Below are 17708 nucleotides of genomic sequence, written 5' to 3'. Positions count from 1 at the left end.
CGAATCACATCGCGCGGGCTTGCCCGCGCCCGTTCGTCAAGCGAGACTCTCAATGAAAGCTTCGGATCTGTTCGTCAAGTCGCTGGAAGCAGAAGGTGTCGAATATGTGTTCGGCATTCCCGGCGAAGAAAATCTCGATCTCCTCGAATCGCTGCGCCGCTCGAAAGTCAGGCTGATCCTGACACGTCACGAACAGGCGGCGGGTTTTATGGCGGCCACGTACGGGCGCCTCACAGGACGCACCGGCGTCTGCCTGGCGACGCTTGGCCCGGGCGCCACCAACTTCGTCACCGCTGCCGCGTATTCGCAGCTCGGTGGCATGCCGATGCTGATGGTGACCGGCCAGAAGCCGATCAAGTCGAGCAAGCAGGGGCACTTCCAGATTGTCGACGTCGTGCGAATGATGGAGCCGCTCACGAAGTACACGCGACAGATCGTGTCGATTGCCAACATTCCGGCGTCGGTGCGCGAAGCGTTCCGCCAGGCTGAAGAAGAGCGGCCGGGCGCGACGCACCTCGAACTGCCCGAAGACGTCGCGCACGAAGAGGGCGACGGCAAGCCGATTCCGAAGAGCTACAGCCGGCGTCCGGTCGCCGAGGAAAAGGCGGTTGCGCGCGCGGTCGACGCGATCACGAAGGCAAAGCATCCACTTCTGATGATCGGTGCGGGCGGTAACCGCAAAACGACGACGCCCATGCTGCGCGAATTCGTCGACCAGATCGGCATTCCCTTCTTCACAACGCAGATGGGCAAGGGCGTGATCGACGAATCGCACCCGTTGTGGCTCGGCAACGCGACGCTTTCCGATGGCGACTTCGTGCATCGCGCGATCGAGCACGCGGACTGCATCATCAATGTCGGCCACGACGTGATCGAGAAGCCGCCGTTCTTCATGCGCAGCGCCGATGCAGGCGAGAAGACCGTGATCCACGTGAATTTTCTCGGCGCGGAAGTGGATACGGTTTACTTCCCGCAGATCGAAGTGGTCGGCGATATCGCGAACGCGGTGTGGCAACTGAAGGAGAGCCTGAAGGCGCGCCAGGAGCACTGGGACTTCACGCGCTTCAAGGAGATCAAGGCGCATTTCGAAGCGCATCTCGTGAAAGGGCAACTCGACGACCGCTTCCCGATGTATCCCGTGCGCATCGTCAACGACGTGTACGAGACGACGCCCGTCGACGGCATCGTCTGTCTCGACAACGGCATGTACAAGATCTGGTTCGCGCGCTATTACCGCGCGCACGAACCGAATTCGCTGCTGCTCGACAACGCGCTTGCTTCAATGGGCGCGGGGCTGCCGTCGGCGATCGCGACGAAGATCGTGCATCCGGAGCGCAAGGTGATGGCCGTGTGCGGCGACGGCGGCTTCATGATGAATTCGCAGGAACTGGAGACGGCAGTGCGTCTCAAACTCGATCTGGTCGTGCTGATACTGCGCGACGATGCGTTCGGCATGATCCGCTGGAAGCAGGAAAACATGAACTTCCCCGACTACGGGATGACCTTGCGCAACCCGGATTTCGTCGACTACGCGAAGAGCTATGGCGCGCAAGGCCACCGGATCACGTCGGCGGCGGAATTCGCGCCGCTGTTGCGCGAGTGCTTCGCGAGCCCGGGTGTGCACGTGATCGATCTGCCGATCGATTACTCGGATAACGAGCGGGTTTTGAACCGGGAGATCAAACGGCTGAGCGCCCAGCTCTGAGGCCGCAGCGGGTCTGTTCAGATCGCGCGGTGGTCGTGCGGGTCGCGCCCGTCCGTCGCTGCGCTTCAAGGAGAACGTGTCATGCTGAAGAATTCTTACCCGTACTACCTCGCCAACGAGCCGGTCGCGGCGAACACCGATCTCGAAGTCACCGATAAATTCAGCGGCGAAGTGGCGACGCGCGTCGCGCTTGCCGACGCGAAGGCCATCGACCGCGCAATCGGCGCGGCCGTCGACGCGCTGCCGGCGCTGCGCGACTATCCGCCTTTCAAGCGCCAGGCCGTGCTCGAGCATTGCGTGAAGCGCTTTCGCGAACGCTACGACGAACTGGCGATGGCGCTGTGCATCGAGGCCGGCAAACCGATCAACGATTCGCGCGGCGAAGTCACGCGGCTGATCGATACGTTCAAGGTGGCGGCGGAAGAGTCGGTGCGCATCGACGGTGCGATCGTCAACCTGGAGATTTCCCCGCGGGCGAAGGGCTACCACGGTTATACGAAGCGCGTGCCGATCGGGCCGTGCTCGTTCATCTCGCCGTTCAACTTTCCGCTCAACCTGGCTGCACACAAGGTGGCCCCGGGTCTCGCAGCGGGTGTGCCGTTTGTGCTGAAGCCCGCCAGCCGCACGCCGGTCGGCGCGCTGATCATCGGCGAAATTCTCGCGGAAACGGACCTGCCGAAGGGCGCGTTCTCGATCCTGCCTGCTCACCGCGACGGCGCCGATCTGTTCACCACCGACGAGCGCTTCAAGCTGCTTTCATTCACCGGTTCGCCCGCGGTCGGCTGGGACCTGAAGAAAAAGGCCGGCAAGAAAAAGGTCATTCTGGAACTGGGCGGCAACGCGGCGGCGATCGTCGACGGCGACCAGCAAAACAAGCTCGATTACGTCGTCGACCGCCTCGCTTTCGGCGCGTTCTATCAGTCGGGGCAGAGCTGCATTGGCGTGCAGCGGATCCTGATCCACTCGAGCCTCTATGACGCGCTACGCGACAGGCTGATCACAAAAACGAAGTCGCTGAAAATGGGCGACCCGAAGGACGAGACGACCTTCGTCGGTCCGATGATCTCCGAATCGGAATCGAACCGGCTCGCCGGCTGGATGGAAACCGCGGTCAAGGCGGGCGCGAAGATCGTCGCGGGCGGCAGGGTGGACGGCGCGATGTTCGAGGCGACGGTGCTGGAGAACGTCGGGCGCGATCAGGACCTGTATCGCAAGGAGGCGTTCGGGCCGGTGGCGATTCTCGAGCGCTTCGACAATTTCGATCAGGCACTGGACACGGTCAACGACAGCGACTTCGGGCTGCAGGCAGGCGTCTTTACCGATTCGCTCGCGCATGCGCATCGCGCGTGGGATCGGCTGGAAGTGGGCGGCGTCGTGATCAACGACGTGCCGTCGTTCCGCGTGGACAACATGCCATATGGCGGCGTGAAGGAATCCGGGCTGGGCCGCGAAGGTATCCGCTACGCGATCGAGGATATGACTGAACTCCGGCTGATGGTGATGCGCGAAACCTGGTGACGGGGGCAGGGTGGCGGCGCGTCCCGTTTCCAGGCTGTTTCTACTGGCTGGAAGCGCCGTCACGCAGATGTCGTCTACGTGTCGTACGCTGCCTGGGGCCAAATCCGCCGCGCGCCCGGAAAGCCGGTCGCAGGGGGCTGGAGCAGAAAGCGGGTGCGTGCGCCATGAGCGATTTTGCTGAAGTGCTACAATACCGCCCTTTCCGGCGGATGTTTCCGTCGGCCGGAGCCGGCTGCATTCTTTCCCATAGTTCATTCGGGTCCCGTGCGGCACGCCGTGGCTCCGCCTTCATCCTGATGCCCTCCGCGGCCTTGTCCGCTGCCACGCGTACCGCGCAGGCGCATTTTTAGCGAAAGCCACCATGTCCGACACAGCCGTCACGCCCAGCACTGATACACCCACCTTCGACCAGTTCGGCCTTTCCGCCGACATTCTGAGGGCTGTCACGGACTCGGGCTACACGACGCCGACGCCGATCCAGTCCCAGGCCATCCCCGTCGTCCTCGCCGGCCGCGACGTCATGGGCGCCGCCCAGACCGGCACCGGCAAGACCGCCAGTTTCTCGCTGCCGATCATCCAGCGCCTGTTGCCGCAGGCCAGCACGAGCGCCTCGCCCGCGCGACACCCGGTGCGCGCGCTGATCCTCACGCCCACGCGCGAACTCGCCGACCAGGTTGCCGCAAACGTGCAGGCGTACGCGAAGCACACGCCGCTGCGCAGCGCGGTGGTATTTGGCGGTGTCGACATGAACCCGCAGTCCGCCGAATTGCGGCGCGGCGTGGAAATCCTGATCGCGACGCCGGGGCGCCTGCTCGACCACGTACAGCAAAAGACGGCGAATCTCGGCCAGGTGCAGATTCTCGTGCTCGACGAAGCCGACCGGATGCTCGACATGGGCTTCCTGCCGGACCTGCAGCGCATCCTGAACCTGCTGCCGAAGGAGCGTCAGACGCTGCTCTTCTCGGCGACGTTCTCCGGCGAAATCAAGAAGCTGGCGGCGACCTATCTGCGCAATCCGCAGACGATCGAAGTCGCGCGCAGCAATTCGACCGCGACGAACGTCACGCAGATCGTTTACGAGGTCGCGGAAGGGGACAAGACCGGTGCGGTGGTGCAACTGATCCGCGAGCGCAGCCTCAAGCAGGTGATCGTGTTCTGCAACAGCAAGATCGGCGCGAGCCGTCTTGCGCGGCAGCTCGAGCGCGACGGCGTGGTGGCTACGGCCATTCACGGCGACCGGACTCAGAACGAGCGGATGCAGGCGCTCGACGCGTTCAAGCGCGGCGAGATCGAGGCACTGGTGGCGACCGATGTGGCTGCGCGCGGTCTGGATATCGTGGAACTGCCGGCGGTGATCAACTTCGATCTGCCGTTTAGCGCGGAAGACTATGTGCACCGGATCGGCCGTACGGGCCGCGCAGGCGCGTCGGGTGACGCACTCTCGCTGTGCAGCCCGAACGAGCGCAAGCAGCTTGCAGACATCGAAAAGCTGATCAAGCGTCCGCTCGATGTGCAGCGTCTGACTGTCGATGTGCCGGTGCGCCATCACCACGAAGAACGCGTTGGCCGGCGTGAGCGCGATGAGCGTCCGGGACGTCGTCGCCCGACGGGTGGGGCGTCGTTCGATCGGCCGCATCATCATCGTCACACGCAGCCGCCTGTCGACGATTTCTTCCTTAAGCCTTACGAGCCGTCGCCTTCCTCGACAAAGCAGGAAGACGAAGCGCCCGCCGCTGCGCAGAAACCGGCTTCGAGGCAACCGCTCGCCGCCCTGCTCGGCGGCTTCGGGATGCCGCGCAAGACGCCTACCTCTTCCTGATCATCCTCGCTGCTGTGTTTGCCTCTCTCCTGCTTGCTGCCTGAGAGGGGGCCTGGCAGCGGCGCAGGTTTATCTTGCGTTCGCCGCCATCACGGCACAATGGGCTACTGGTGCCCGCGCTTTTCGATCTGCGCCATGCGCCGGGACCACGCCATCGTTGCGGCCTCGTAAAAAGTGTCCAGCGATCCGCTGATGCTTGAGCCCAGGTCAAGTCCCAGATGCGTGGCCGCCGCGTGAAGCGTCCTTAACGGCGCTGCGTGATCGAGCGCGGTTGCTCCAGTCTGCTTGCTGAGTTTTTCGCCTGCCTCGTTCGTGACCACCGGGACGTGCAGATATGACGGCGTCGGCACATCGAGGCAACGCTGCAGATAGATCTGCCGCGCGGTCGAATCGAGCAGGTCCGCGCCGCGCACTACGTGCGTAATGCCCGCATCCGCATCATCGACCACCACCGCCAGCTGGTAGGCCCATTGGCCATCGGCGCGTTTCAGTACGAAGTCGCCGACTTCCGTGGCCAGATCCTGTGTCTGCTGTCCCTGCCAGCGATCCTCGAATGTGATCACGGCCGCGTCGCCGTCCGGGACCCTCAGACGCCACGCGCGTGCTGGTTTGCCATGCAGGCCGCCACGACACGTGCCGGGGTAGGCGAGGGTCGTGTTGCGTTCGTGTGCCTGCAGCAGTGAATCGGCGATTTCCTTGCGCGTGCAGCCGCACGGATAGATCAATCCGTTGGCCTCGAGTTGCTCGAGTGCCCGCTGATAGCCGTCGGTGCGCCGGCTTTGCCACATCGGCGGTTCGTCAGGATGCATGCCGAAACGCATGAGTGTCGCGAGAATATCCTCGGCGGCGCCGGCTACCGTGCGTGGCGCGTCGATGTCTTCGATGCGCACCAGCCATGCGCCGCCATGTGCGCGCGCATCCAGCCAGCTTGCGAGTGCGCTGACGAGCGAGCCGAAATGCAGCGGTCCGGTGGGCGACGGCGCGAAGCGTCCGCGATAGGTCGGCACGGTCATCGGCAAGGCGTCTGGCGAGCGCCTGCTATGCCGGCCGCGATGTCGGGTTGCGCGTGCGACCGTTCAGACTCGAAACCGGGCGCTGCCATCACGCGGCGCGTGCGCCGTCCCTTTGCGGATGGCATTCAGGACAGGTCTTGCCCGGCGTGTACAGCGGCGACTCTTGCGCCTCTGCATTCACCACCGCACGGCAGCCGAAGCATTGCACTGTCGAAGTCGGCTCCAGTTGCGGGTTCAGCGCGGTCCGGTAGTCGAACACGAAGCAGTCGCCTTGATAGTGCGCACCGCCCACTTCCTCGAAATACTTCAGGATGCCGCCTTCGAGCTGGTAGACGTTCTCGATGCCGACTTCCTTCATATGGATCGCCGCCTTCTCGCAACGAATCCCGCCCGTGCAGAACGAGACGACCGTCTTGCCCTCGAGGTCCGAGCGGTTTTGTTCGACGACCTCGGGAAATTCGCTGAACTTCGTGATCCGATAGTCCAGCGCATGCTCGAAAGTGCCGACGTCTACCTCGAACGCATTGCGCGTATCGAGCATCACGACAGGGCGCCCTTCATCGTCGTGACCGCGGTCGAGCCATGTTTTCAGCGTGGGTGCATCGACGAATGGAGCACGGCCCTGTTCCGGGCGAATAGCCGGCTTTTTCATTGTGATGATCTCGCGCTTCAGCTTGACGAGCATGCGACGGAATGGCTGCTTTTCCGAGAAGCTTTCCTTGAACTGAAGGCCCGCAAATTTTCGCTCGAAGAGCGGATCGTGGCGAATGTAATCGATGAAATTACGCGCGGCCTCGGGCGTGCCGGCGACGAACAGGTTGATGCCCTCCGGCGCGAGCAGGATGGTGCCGCGCAGGCCGAGCGCGTTGCAGCGTTCGGTGACGAGCGGGCGCCACTCGACGATGGCTTCGAGGGTCGCGAATTGATAGGCAGCGAGGTTGACGATACTCATGATGGTCCAGCAGCAAGAGGTGGCGGGCGGCGCTAAATCGCGCCCTGGCAACGCGCTGGCGCGCGGTGCGGCCACGGCAGAATGGTTCAAAGCCGTATTATCCCTCATCCCGCCGATACGCCCGCATTCGGCCGGATGGCATAGGGTCGCGGCAACCGGCGCAGGCGCTCCTGGGCGAATGGCTAACGCTTTGCTTTCGGCGCAAATCTTCGGGAGGGTAGAGTTACAATGTCGCCCATGTCAGATCCCCGCTTCGTTCATCTTCGCGTCCACTCCGAATTCTCGATTGCCGATGGCATCGTGCGCCTTGACGACATCGTCAAGGCCGCCGCCAAAGACGGTCAGGGCGCGCTCGCACTCACCGACCTCGGCAACGCGTTCGGTCTCGTCCGTTTCTACAAGGAAGCTCGTGGCAAAGGGGTCAAACCCGTCGCCGGCTGCGACGTCTGGATCACGAATCCCGATGATCGCGACAAGCCTTCGCGGCTTTTGCTGCTGGTCAAAGACCGGCGCGGCTACCTGAATCTGTGCGAGCTACTGACGAAGGCGTGGCTCACGAATCAATATCGCGGCCGCGCGGAGGTCGAGATCGGCTGGCTCGAAGCGGGTCTTGGCGAAGGCCTGCTCGCGCTCTCTGGTGCGCAACAGGGCGACGTCGGCATGGCGCTGGCCGCCGGCAATGAAGAGGCCGCAAGGCGCAATGCGCAGCGCTGGGCCGCGCTGTTTCCCAATGGTTTCTATATCGAGTTGCAGCGTTGCGGGCAGCCGGGCGGTGAAGCCTACGTCCAGCAGGCCGTCGCGCTGGCCGCTGCGCTGAAACTGCCGGTCGTCGCCACGCATCCGCTGCAGTTCATGACGCCGGACGACTTCACCGCGCACGAAGCGCGTGTGTGTATCTCAGAAGGCGATATTCTCGCGAATCCGCGTCGCCAGAAGCGTTTCACGACCGATCAGTATTTCCAGTCGCAAGACGAGATGGCGGCGCTTTTTGCTGACATTCCGTCGGCGCTGGCCAACACGGTCGAGATCGCCAAACGCTGCAACCTCACGCTCGAACTCGGCAAGCCGAAGCTGCCGCTGTTCCCGACGCCCGACGGCATGTCGCTCGACGACTACCTCGTACAGCTATCGAAGGAAGGGCTGGAGAAGCGGCTCGAGCAGCTGTATCCGGACCAGGCCGAACGCGACGCGCAGCGCGAAACGTATTACCAGCGGCTCGAATTCGAGTGCGGCACGATCATCAAGATGGGCTTTCCGGGCTACTTCCTGATCGTTGCGGACTTTATCAACTGGGCCAAGAACAACGGCGTGCCGGTAGGGCCGGGCCGGGGCTCGGGTGCGGGTTCGCTCGTCGCCTATGCGCTCGGCGTGACCGACCTCGATCCACTGCGCTACAACCTGCTGTTCGAACGTTTCCTGAATCCGGAGCGGGTGTCGATGCCCGACTTCGATATCGACTTTTGTCAGGAAGGGCGCGACCGCGTCATTCAGTACGTGAAGCAGAAGTATGGCGCGGACGCCGTCTCGCAGATCGCGACCTTCGGCACGATGGCGGCGAAGGCCGCGGTGCGCGACATCGGCCGTGTGCTCGATCTGGGCTACATGTTCACGGATGGCATCGCGAAGCTTATTCCGTTCAAGCCCGGCAAGCACGTGACGATTGCCGACGCGATGAAGGAAGAGCCGCTTCTGCAGGAGCGCTTCGACAACGAAGACGAAGTCCATCAGTTGCTCGAACTCGCGCAGCGTGTCGAAGGGCTGACGCGTAACGTCGGCATGCATGCGGGCGGCGTGTTGATCGCGCCCGGCAAGCTGACCGATTTTTGCCCGCTCTACACGCAGGGCGACGATAGCGGCGTCGTGAGCCAGTACGACAAGGACGACGTCGAAGCCGTCGGCCTCGTGAAGTTCGACTTTCTGGGCCTGACCACGCTGACGATCCTCGACTGGGCCGAGCGTTATATTCGCCGGCTCGATCCGTCGAAGAAAGACTGGTCGCTTGCCCAGGTGCCGCTCGACGACCCCGCGTCGTTCTCGATCCTCAAGAAAGCGAATACGGTCGCCGTGTTCCAGCTGGAAAGCCGCGGCATGCAGGGCATGCTGAAGGACGCGCAGCCTGACCGTTTCGAGGACATCATTGCGCTCGTGGCGCTGTACCGTCCGGGCCCGATGGACCTGATTCCGAGCTTCTGCGCGCGTAAGCACGGCCGCGAAGTGGTGGACTATCCGGATCCGCGCGTCGAGCCCATCCTGAAAGAGACCTACGGCATCATGGTCTATCAGGAGCAGGTGATGCAGATGGCGCAGATCATCGGCGGATACTCGCTCGGTGGCGCCGACCTGCTGCGCCGCGCGATGGGTAAGAAGAAGGCCGAGGAAATGGCCGAGCACCGCGCGTTGTTCCGCGAAGGTGCGGCGAAGAACGGCCTAACGGCCGAAAAGGCCGACGAAATCTTCGACTTGATGGAGAAGTTCGCAGGCTACGGCTTCAACAAGTCGCACGCGGCGGCCTACGCGCTGCTCGCGTACTTTACCGCGTGGCTGAAGGCGCACCATCCGGCTGAATTCATGGCAGCGAATATGTCGCTCGCCATGGATGACACCGACAAGGTCAAGATCCTGTTCGAAGACTGCATCACGAACGGGATGAAGGTGTTGCCGCCGGACGTCAACCAGTCGGCATATCGCTTCGAGCCTGTCGCCGAAGCCGACGGCAAGCGGTCGAAGACGATCCGCTATGGTCTCGGCGCAATCAAGGGCAGTGGCCAGAACGCGATCGAGGAAATCCTCCGTGCACGCGAAGAAGGGCTGTTCATTGATATCTTCGACTTCTGCAACCGCATCGACCGCCGGGTAGTGAACCGTCGGACCGTCGAGGCACTCATTCGCGCAGGCGCGTTCGATCAATTGCACGAGAACCGCGCGCAATTGATCGCGTCCGTTTCGCTCGCGATGGAAGCAGCCGATCAGGCCAGCGCCAATGCGTTGCAGGCGGGCCTCTTCGACATGGGCGATGAGCCGTCGCAAGGCCACGAACTCGTCGACGAACCGGCATGGCCGGAAAAGAAGAAGCTTCAGGAAGAGAAAGCCGCACTTGGTTTTTACCTGTCCGGGCATCTGTTCGACGCGTACAAGGGCGAAGTGCGCCGCTTCGTTCGCCAGAAGATCGGCGAACTGAAGGAAGGGCGCGACAAGCTGGTTGCGGGCGTGATCGCGTCGCTGCGCACGCAGATGACCCAGCGCGGCAAGATGCTGATCGCATTGCTCGACGACGGCACGGGTCAGTGCGAAGTCACCGTTTTCAACGAGCAGTTCGAGGCACACAAGCAGCTCTTCAAGGAAGATGAGCTTCTCGTCGTGCAAGGGCAGGCGCGTAACGACGCGTTCACGGGCGGGATCCGCTTTACCGTCGATACGGTCATGGACCTCGAACGGGCACGCAGTCGCTACGCACAGGCTGTCAAGGTGCAGATGAACGGCAATACCGATGCGCAGGCGTTGCGTCGCGTGCTCGAGGCGCATTGCGCCGGTCCGCAGGAGACGGCGCAGGCCGCACCCGCACCCGCCCCATCGCGCGGCGGTGGCGGGCGCGGCGGCAATGGCGGTTACGGGGGCGATGGCGGCCGGCAGCGCGCGCCTGTGCAGATACCGAATGGTCTTGCGGTGCAGATCATCTATCGCAGCGAACATGCGGAAGGCGAGGTGCGGCTCGGCGACCAGTGGCGCGTAAAACCGACCGACGAATTGCTGAACGCTTTGCGCGGCGAGTTCGCGGGAAGCGCGATTGAGATCGTTTATTGAGTCCCCGACCGTGGCTGCATTATTTTCGACTTCCCGTCCGCCGCGCAGCATCCTCGTCGTCTGCACCCGCCGCATCGGCGATGTGCTGCTCACGACGCCGTTCGTCCGGTCACTGAAGGCTCAATGGCCCGATACTCCGATCGACATGCTCGTGTTCCGCGGCACCGAAGGGATACTCGAACACAATCCTGACGTGCGCCGCGTGATTGTCGTCGCACAGCGCGCCAGGCTGCGGGAACGGATTGCTGATGCAGCGAAGATCTGGCGCCGCTACGATCTCGCTTGCGCCGCCGTCAGTTCAGATCGTCCGCGTTTCTATTGCTGGTTCGCGGGCAAGAAGCGCATCGGACTCGTCGATCCCAACCGCGTCACACTGCTGACCCGGCTGATGCTGCACGGCATTGCCATCAATCACCACGAGTCGGTCCATACGGTCAACAGCAGCCTCGCGCTGACGCCGCTTTTGGGGATCGAGCCGCGCGCCGAGGTCGTTGCGCCCGGCATTGGCGACGACCCTGTGCGGCGCGCGGAGTTCGATGCACGCATTCACGCGCCGCCCGCCGTACTTGCCGGCCAGCCGTTCGTGGTGTTACACCCGTACCCGATGTTTGCGTACAAGCGCTGGCACCTCGAAGGCTGGGTCGAGTTGATCGCCTGGCTGCGTTCGCTTGGTTTCGCGATTGCGTTGAGCGGCGGCCCGGCTGCGGAGGAACGGGAGTACGCGGAGCGGGTTGCTGCCGCGGCTGGCGGCCCGGTGCTCAATATGGTCGGGCAATTGTCGCTTGGCGAAAGCGCGGAAATGATTCGGCAGGCCAGGCTCTACGTGGGTCCGGACACGGGCGCCACGCACATTGCCGCGGCCACCGGTACGCCGACGATCGCGTTATTCGGCCCGTCTGACCCAGTTCGCTGGGGGCCGTGGCCGTGCGGATGGCCGGCCGGAGTCGATCCCTGGCCTCTGCGCGGGTCGGGCCGTCATAGCAATGTTTATCTGCTCCAGGGAGAGGGCGACTGTGTGCCGTGCCGGGGCGAAGGTTGCGAGGGGCATGTCGAAAGCCGTAGCGATTGCCTGGCGAATCTCGGTGCCAGCCGTGTTATCGGCGCAGCGGCCGAACTGCTCGGCTTGCCGGCTCCATCGGTCGCGAATCCGGCGGTTATCCAGTCGATCGTCGATACGTCGCTGCTAAGGCTGGGCGACGGCACGTAGGTGGTTGCATTGACGAATCGGACGACATTGCTAACGTGACGAAGCGTTCGTTGCATTTCGCCGTGATATGCGCCTCGTTGGCGAAAACTGGTTGTGGGTTTTTCCGACAGTCTGCTTTTTCATGAGCACCTTCCATCCCGTGTACTGACCCCATACAACTCCGCCTGACGGCGCCGACCAGGACAGGGACCCGCAGCCAGTTGATATACTTCGCCCCTTGCTGGTCAGCGAAACCGTCGTACGAAAGCTATCGTGCCCCGCGCGCGGCGCTGGTCCAGCCAACCTCTGCTTCACCGAACTTCAGCGTTCTTACCTATGTATAACGTTTCGCACCGATTGACCGCCTCGCGCATCTTCGCCGTTGTCGCACTGTGTCTGGTGCCGGTCTCGACCGCGCTCACCAACATAGCCTGTGCCCTGTTTGTCATCGCTTTGCTGAGCGCACCCGAATTCTGGCGCAATCTGCCGTCGATGTTCCGAAACCGGACTGCGGTCTCCGCGCTGCTACTGCTCGTCGCGCTGATCGTGAGCGTTGCCTATACCGTCGCGCCGCATAGCGACGCATGGTCGTGGATCGGCAAGTACGACAAGTTGCTGCTGTTGCCGCTCGCGATCGTTGCATTCAAGGATTCGGACTGGGCCGGCGTCGTGCGCTGGAGCTGGTTTGCGACCCTGTGCGTAATCCTGCTACTGTCGACGACGAACTATCTCGGACTGACCGCGATCGGACCGGCTCATGCAGCTGAATTGCCGCTGTCGCGTGCGTGGGTGTTCAAGAACCACATTGCGGCGGGCCTGTTCGGCGCGCTACTGTTCTATCAAGCCGCGGATCTCGCGATGGTGACGCGCCACAGCCGGGCGCGGATCGCGTTTGCGGCGATCGCAGTGCTCGCGTTGATCAACGTATTCGTGATGATGCAGGGCCGGACGGGTCAGGTGATCGCGTTGCTGTTCATGCTGGCCGTTGCGGTGCGATTCGCATGGCGTAAGCACGACCAGTCGCCGCTGCGCGCGGGTTTGTCCGTCAGCGCGGTCCTCGCTGCCGCGGGCCTGCTGGTTGCGGTCGCCTGCACCATGCAGGGAGGACGCCTGCTCCAGGTTGCAACCGAAGTGCACGAATACCGGCAAAGCAATGCGATCACTTCGACCGGGCTGCGACTCGAATGGTACCGGAAGTGTTTTGAGCTGATCCGCGAACGTCCGCTGATCGGCTACGGGGCAGGTGGGCTCGGCGTCGAATTCAAAAAGTTGACCCAGGGCAAAACGGAAGCGGAAGGTCAGTTGACCCAGAATCCGCATAACGAATATCTGCTGATGGCAGTGCAGTTGGGTGCGATCGGCTTTGTGCTGTTCGTGAATCTGCTGATCCAGATCGGACGCGACGCGCGCTCACTGGACCCGCGTTCGCGTCAGTTGCTATTGGCCTGGCTTGCCGCGTTCGCTATCAGCTGCCTCGCCAATTCGCTGCTGCTCGATTTCGCCGAAGGTCATCTGCTGGTACTGCTCGCGGGGATTCTCCTTGGCTGTGGCTATCGCACGCAGACTGTTGCCAGACGCGATACGTCAAACGTAGCCACGGTGGGCTAGCGCGGTCGAAAGTATGGCGGACCTGTGCCACGTGGTTTGCAGGTCGGATCACGCTCGCGTTATACGTATGAGCCTGTCTTTCACGCCGGTGCCCACTCGCGATCTCAAAGCAGGGGAGCCCAGTTTACCCGCGCAGCGTTCTACGTCTTTCCCCAACGAGTGCGACGGCGCAGACGCGCCGCGAGCTCTCTGGCGCCGCTAACTGAATGCCCGTTTGATGCGGGACTTGAGGAGCGCTCGCCGCAATGCTCCGGTCGTTTCCGGCTCAGGCACATCGAGCCGCTCGCCAACCGGTTGCCCGCGGCGCAGATAGAAGCGATCGAACGTCGCCTGCGTCATTCCCCATTTGTTCAGGAACTGCCGGCGTCCGTTGTTTTTGACGATCTTGCCCGTACTTTTCTGCTGGAAGTGATAGACGAGGCTATCGCCCACTCCGAGAAAGACACGGCAACCGGCATCCCACATCTTCATCGAGAAGTCGTTGTCGCTGCTCATCCCGGGGCTGAGTTCACTGCTGTAGCCGCCGACCTTGTTCCACCAGTCGCGAGGGACCAGCGTCGGTGGCCAGGTGGCGCCACGCCAGTCGGCGCGTTGGAGTTGCCGCGTGGCGGCGATCAGATCTTCGGCCCGGAACGATTGCGCATCGCGGCCGAAGTCGCTCACGACGACGCACGGATTGCCTGTATCGACCGGCTCAATCATCGTTCCCGACAGCATGAACAGGTCGGACGGCATCTGCGGAATGCGTCGCGCAAGCGCGTCGTCCCAGCCGGGGCAACAGTACATGTCGTCGTTCATGTAGACGACGTAGTCGCGCGTCGCGCGTGCCGCCGCAAGATTGACCGCGTGGCAGATGCCGATATTGGCCGGCGAGGCCGTATGTTCGATACCTTCATTGTGCACCCATGCGAGCGTGCCGTCCGAGCCGTCGTTGACGTGGACGATGATCTGATGCTCGTGTGTCGAGTTTCGACGAATGCTCTCGACCACCCATTGCAGGTAGGCGAGATTGTTCCAGGTCGGAATGATGATTGAGAACATCGAGATCGGGATTGGTTGTCGTTGACACGGCGCACATTTAAAGCGCCGGCAAAAAAACTGGCTGCATTGTACCGCCACCCGTTGCGCCGACGCAGACGCCTCGGCGCCTATTCGCCATCGTGATGCCGGTTCGCTGCATCGAGCTTCAGGAACCGGTAATAGACCGTCTCCGCATTGAAGACAGCGATCATGAAACCCGTGCGGCCGTCCAGGAAGCCGCGCCGCAGCAGGTAAGTGCGAATGAACGCCCACGCGCCGCGCCCAAGTGCCTTGCCAAAGCCGCCGCGCTTGCCGGCCGCGTGGCGCTGCTGGGCCCCGGCGCTCGAATAGTCGTCGAGTTTGCGCAGCACGGTCTCGAAGTCCTCATACGAGTAGTGAATCAGCTTGCCTTCGAGACGCGCGGCAGGCGTCTCGAAGACGAGACATTCGTGTACGAGATCGTCCGAGAAGCGTGCGGCCCCGCGCTTGAAGAGACGCGGCACCCAGTCGGGATACCAGCCGCTATGGCGGACCCACTGTCCGCAGAAGCTGGAAAGACGGTCGAGCGCGTAGACTTCGGCGCGTGGCGCGCGAATCGCGGCCTGGATCGACGCCGCCAGCTCAGGCGAGACTATCTCGTCGGTATCGATCGACAGAATCCAGTCTGCCGACAGCGCCTCGACGGCCCGGTTCTTTTGCGGGCCGAAGCCTGGCCAGTCGGTGTGAACGATCACACGTGCGCCGTGCGCCTGCGCGATCGATACCGTCTCGTCGGTGCTGCCACCGTCGATGACAACGATGTCGTCGGCGAATGAAAGCGCCGCCAGGCATTGCGCAAGCCTCGCTGCAGCGTTGCGCGCGATGAGGGCAACGCCGACGGTGGGGGCTGCGGTGGAATCGATTGTCGAAGGCTGCACGTCGTGGTGTCGTCACGTTTTAAATGGGTGAGCGCGAGTATACCGGTCGTGGCAAGCCATGCCGGATTGCGCCCGGGCGGCGTTGGCGCGACCGAACCGAAATGCCAGCCTGTGAGGGGCGGCGGTTATAATGTTCCGATTTTTCGCACCGCATGACTACTCCGTGCGAGCAGTTCCTCGCCTCGTGACCAGAGGCGCTGACCAAGGGCGCCTCGGGGGTGCCTCGCAACGCCGACGCGCGACGAGTCGATGCCTCATGGCTTGCCCAAAGTCGCCGCGCGTGCGGTGTCAATTGCAATCGAAGGGAATTTCTTGGATACCCAAACAAGTTTGAATAAGCCGATCGGCGCTGAGCGCACATCGCCGTCTGCGGTGATGAAACGGCTTTGGCCATACGTCCGGCCGCTCGTCTGGGTGGTGGTGCTCGCCATCTTCACGATGGGCGTCAGCGCCGCGACTGACGCCGGGATTCCAGCGCTCCTGAAACCCCTGCTTGACCACGGTTTCGGCGCCAACGCCAGTCGGCGGGCGGTCCTGTTCGTGCCTGTTGCGGTGATCGGCCTCGCACTCGTGCGCGGCGCCGCGCAATATGCGTCGCAATACCTGCTTTCGTATGTGTCGAACCGCATCCTGCTGCAACTGCGGCTTGATATGTTCAACCGGATGATCCATGCGAGTGCGTCGTTTTTCCAGCGCGAAACCGCTAGCACGGTCATCAACGCAATCGTGTTCGAGGTCAATCAGATCCTGAACGTGCTGATCGGCGTGATGGTGACGCTCGTGCGCGACTCGCTGACGGTCATTTTTCTGCTTGGCTATCTTTTCTACCTGAACTGGCGGCTTACGCTGATCGTCGCGGTGATCCTGCCGGGCATCGGATGGCTCGTCAGCAAGATCAACCGGCGCTTGCGGCGGCTCGGCCGCGAGCAGCAGCTGCTGACCAACGAGCTGTCGTACATCGTCGAGGAGACGGTCGGCGGCTACAAGGTCGTCAAGGTGCACAACGGCGAGGCGTACGAGATCGACCGTTTCAGCGAGATGAGCAAGCGTCTGCGCGGCTATGCGATGCGTATGATCGTGGCCGGAGGTCTTGCACAGCCGCTCACGCAGTTTCTCGCGTCGATCGCGCTCGCGATCGTCATCACGATCGCGGTCGTGCAATCGGCGCATGACCAGACGACGGTCGGTGGCTTTGTCGCGTTCGTCACGTCGATGCTGCTCGTCATATCACCGCTCAAGCACCTGATCGATGTCAATCAGCCATTGCAGCGTGGGATGACCGCGTGCGAGCTGATCTTCGGTCTCATCGATGAGCCGGTCGAGCCGGAAGGCGGCGGACGCAAGCTCGAGCACGCGCGCGGCGACATCGAATTCCGCGACGTCTCGTTTACGTATGGCGCAGTCGATCGTCCGACGCTCGACCGCGTGTCATTCACGGTCAGACCCGGCGAGATGATCGCGCTCGCAGGACCGTCGGGCAGCGGCAAGACGACGCTCGTCAATTTGCTGCCACGCTTTTTCTCGCCGACGGGTGGGCAGATCCTCGTCGATGGCGTGTCGATCGACGAATACGGCGTGCACGATCTGCGCAGCCAGATGGCGATGGTGAGCCAGGACGTCGTGCTGTTCAACGATTCAATCGCCGCCAACGTCGCGTACGGCCATACGCCGGACCGGGCGCGCGTCGAAGCCGCGCTGCGCGCTGCGAACCTGTCGGATGCAGTGGCGGCGATGCCCGAGGGCATTGATACGCTGATCGGGGGCAACGGCATGCGCCTGTCGGGCGGACAGCGGCAGCGTCTGGCGATTGCCCGCGCGATCTACAAGGATGCGCCGATCCTGATTCTCGACGAGGCGACCTCGGCGCTCGATTCGGAATCGGAGCGCCACGTGCAGGCCGCGCTCGAGACGTTGATGAAGGGACGCACGACGCTCGTCATCGCGCACCGGCTGTCTACGATCGAGCGTGCGGACCGCATTCTCGTGATGGAGAGCGGGCGTATCGTCGAGCAGGGCAGTCACGAGGAACTGCTGCAAACTGACGGGCTCTACGCCCATCTGCACAAGATCCAGTACCAGCAGCAGGCGGCGTAGTACGCCGCACTCTGGTGGAGGGAGCGGAGGCAGGTGTATATCTGCCTTTGGGTGGCTGATGTCAGAGGACCTCTG

Annotated in this window: 11 protein-coding genes; 7 read left to right on the top strand and 4 right to left on the bottom strand. The window is 62.9% G+C overall.

Features of this window, described 5'->3' with window-relative positions; genetic code table 11:
- Positions 1-52 precede the first annotated feature (52 nt).
- The 3 genes from B0G77_RS00360 to B0G77_RS00345 all read left to right on the top strand — a co-directional run bounded on the left by B0G77_RS00360 (position 53) and on the right by B0G77_RS00345 (position 5042).
- Positions 53-1705, top strand: a complete 1653-nt coding sequence (locus B0G77_RS00360; protein WP_133660349.1) for an acetolactate synthase large subunit — start codon at positions 53-55, stop codon at positions 1703-1705.
- A gap of 81 nt (positions 1706-1786) precedes the next feature.
- Positions 1787-3223, top strand: a complete 1437-nt coding sequence (locus B0G77_RS00355; RefSeq protein ID WP_133660348.1) for an aldehyde dehydrogenase family protein — start codon at positions 1787-1789, stop codon at positions 3221-3223.
- 361 nt (positions 3224-3584) lie between these two features.
- Positions 3585-5042 (top strand): DEAD/DEAH box helicase, encoded by a 1458-nt coding sequence (locus B0G77_RS00345; protein ID WP_133660347.1) that lies wholly within the window; start codon positions 3585-3587, stop codon positions 5040-5042.
- Positions 5043-5146: 104 nt separating this feature from the next.
- Here the strand turns inward: B0G77_RS00345 and gluQRS are convergent, their stop codons facing one another.
- A complete protein-coding gene (gene gluQRS, locus B0G77_RS00340; protein WP_133660346.1) occupies positions 5147-6055 on the bottom strand; it encodes a tRNA glutamyl-Q(34) synthetase GluQRS in 909 nt (302 codons plus the stop codon).
- 88 nt (positions 6056-6143) lie between these two features.
- A complete protein-coding gene (locus B0G77_RS00335) occupies positions 6144-7007 on the bottom strand; it encodes a sulfurtransferase (RefSeq protein ID WP_133660345.1) in 864 nt (287 codons plus the stop codon).
- A 228-nt stretch (positions 7008-7235) separates the two neighbouring features.
- Here B0G77_RS00335 and dnaE point away from each other — a divergent pair, with 228 nt between their 5' ends.
- The 3 genes from dnaE to B0G77_RS00320 all read left to right on the top strand — a co-directional run bounded on the left by dnaE (position 7236) and on the right by B0G77_RS00320 (position 13602).
- Positions 7236-10808 carry a DNA polymerase III subunit alpha gene (gene dnaE / locus B0G77_RS00330; RefSeq protein ID WP_133660344.1) on the top strand — a complete coding sequence of 1191 codons (3573 nt, stop codon included), beginning with the start codon at positions 7236-7238 and terminating at the stop codon, positions 10806-10808.
- Positions 10809-10818: 10 nt separating this feature from the next.
- On the top strand, positions 10819-12015 hold the full coding sequence (locus B0G77_RS00325) for a glycosyltransferase family 9 protein (RefSeq protein WP_133660343.1): 1197 nt from the start codon (positions 10819-10821) through the stop codon (positions 12013-12015).
- 315 nt (positions 12016-12330) lie between these two features.
- On the top strand, positions 12331-13602 hold the full coding sequence (locus tag B0G77_RS00320; protein WP_133660342.1) for an O-antigen ligase family protein: 1272 nt from the start codon (positions 12331-12333) through the stop codon (positions 13600-13602).
- 198 nt (positions 13603-13800) lie between these two features.
- On the opposite strand, the gene B0G77_RS00315 is transcribed toward B0G77_RS00320, so the two are convergent.
- Both B0G77_RS00315 and B0G77_RS00310 read right to left on the bottom strand, forming a co-directional pair.
- Positions 13801-14643, bottom strand: coding sequence for a glycosyltransferase family 2 protein (locus tag B0G77_RS00315; RefSeq protein ID WP_133660341.1), 843 nt, complete (start codon positions 14641-14643; stop codon positions 13801-13803).
- 107 nt (positions 14644-14750) lie between these two features.
- On the bottom strand, positions 14751-15539 hold the full coding sequence (locus tag B0G77_RS00310; RefSeq protein WP_243750881.1) for a glycosyltransferase family 2 protein: 789 nt from the start codon (positions 15537-15539) through the stop codon (positions 14751-14753).
- A gap of 312 nt (positions 15540-15851) precedes the next feature.
- Here B0G77_RS00310 and msbA point away from each other — a divergent pair, with 312 nt between their 5' ends.
- The gene (gene msbA / locus B0G77_RS00305) at positions 15852-17633 is read left to right on the top strand and encodes a lipid A export permease/ATP-binding protein MsbA (protein ID WP_133660340.1); all 1782 of its coding nucleotides are present in this window, start codon (positions 15852-15854) and stop codon (positions 17631-17633) included.
- Positions 17634-17708 lie beyond the last annotated feature (75 nt).

It is taken from the genome of Paraburkholderia sp. BL10I2N1 (assembly GCF_004361815.1).
Classification (GTDB): Bacteria; Pseudomonadota; Gammaproteobacteria; order Burkholderiales; family Burkholderiaceae; genus Paraburkholderia.
This window is presented reverse-complemented; position numbering and strand designations above follow the sequence as displayed.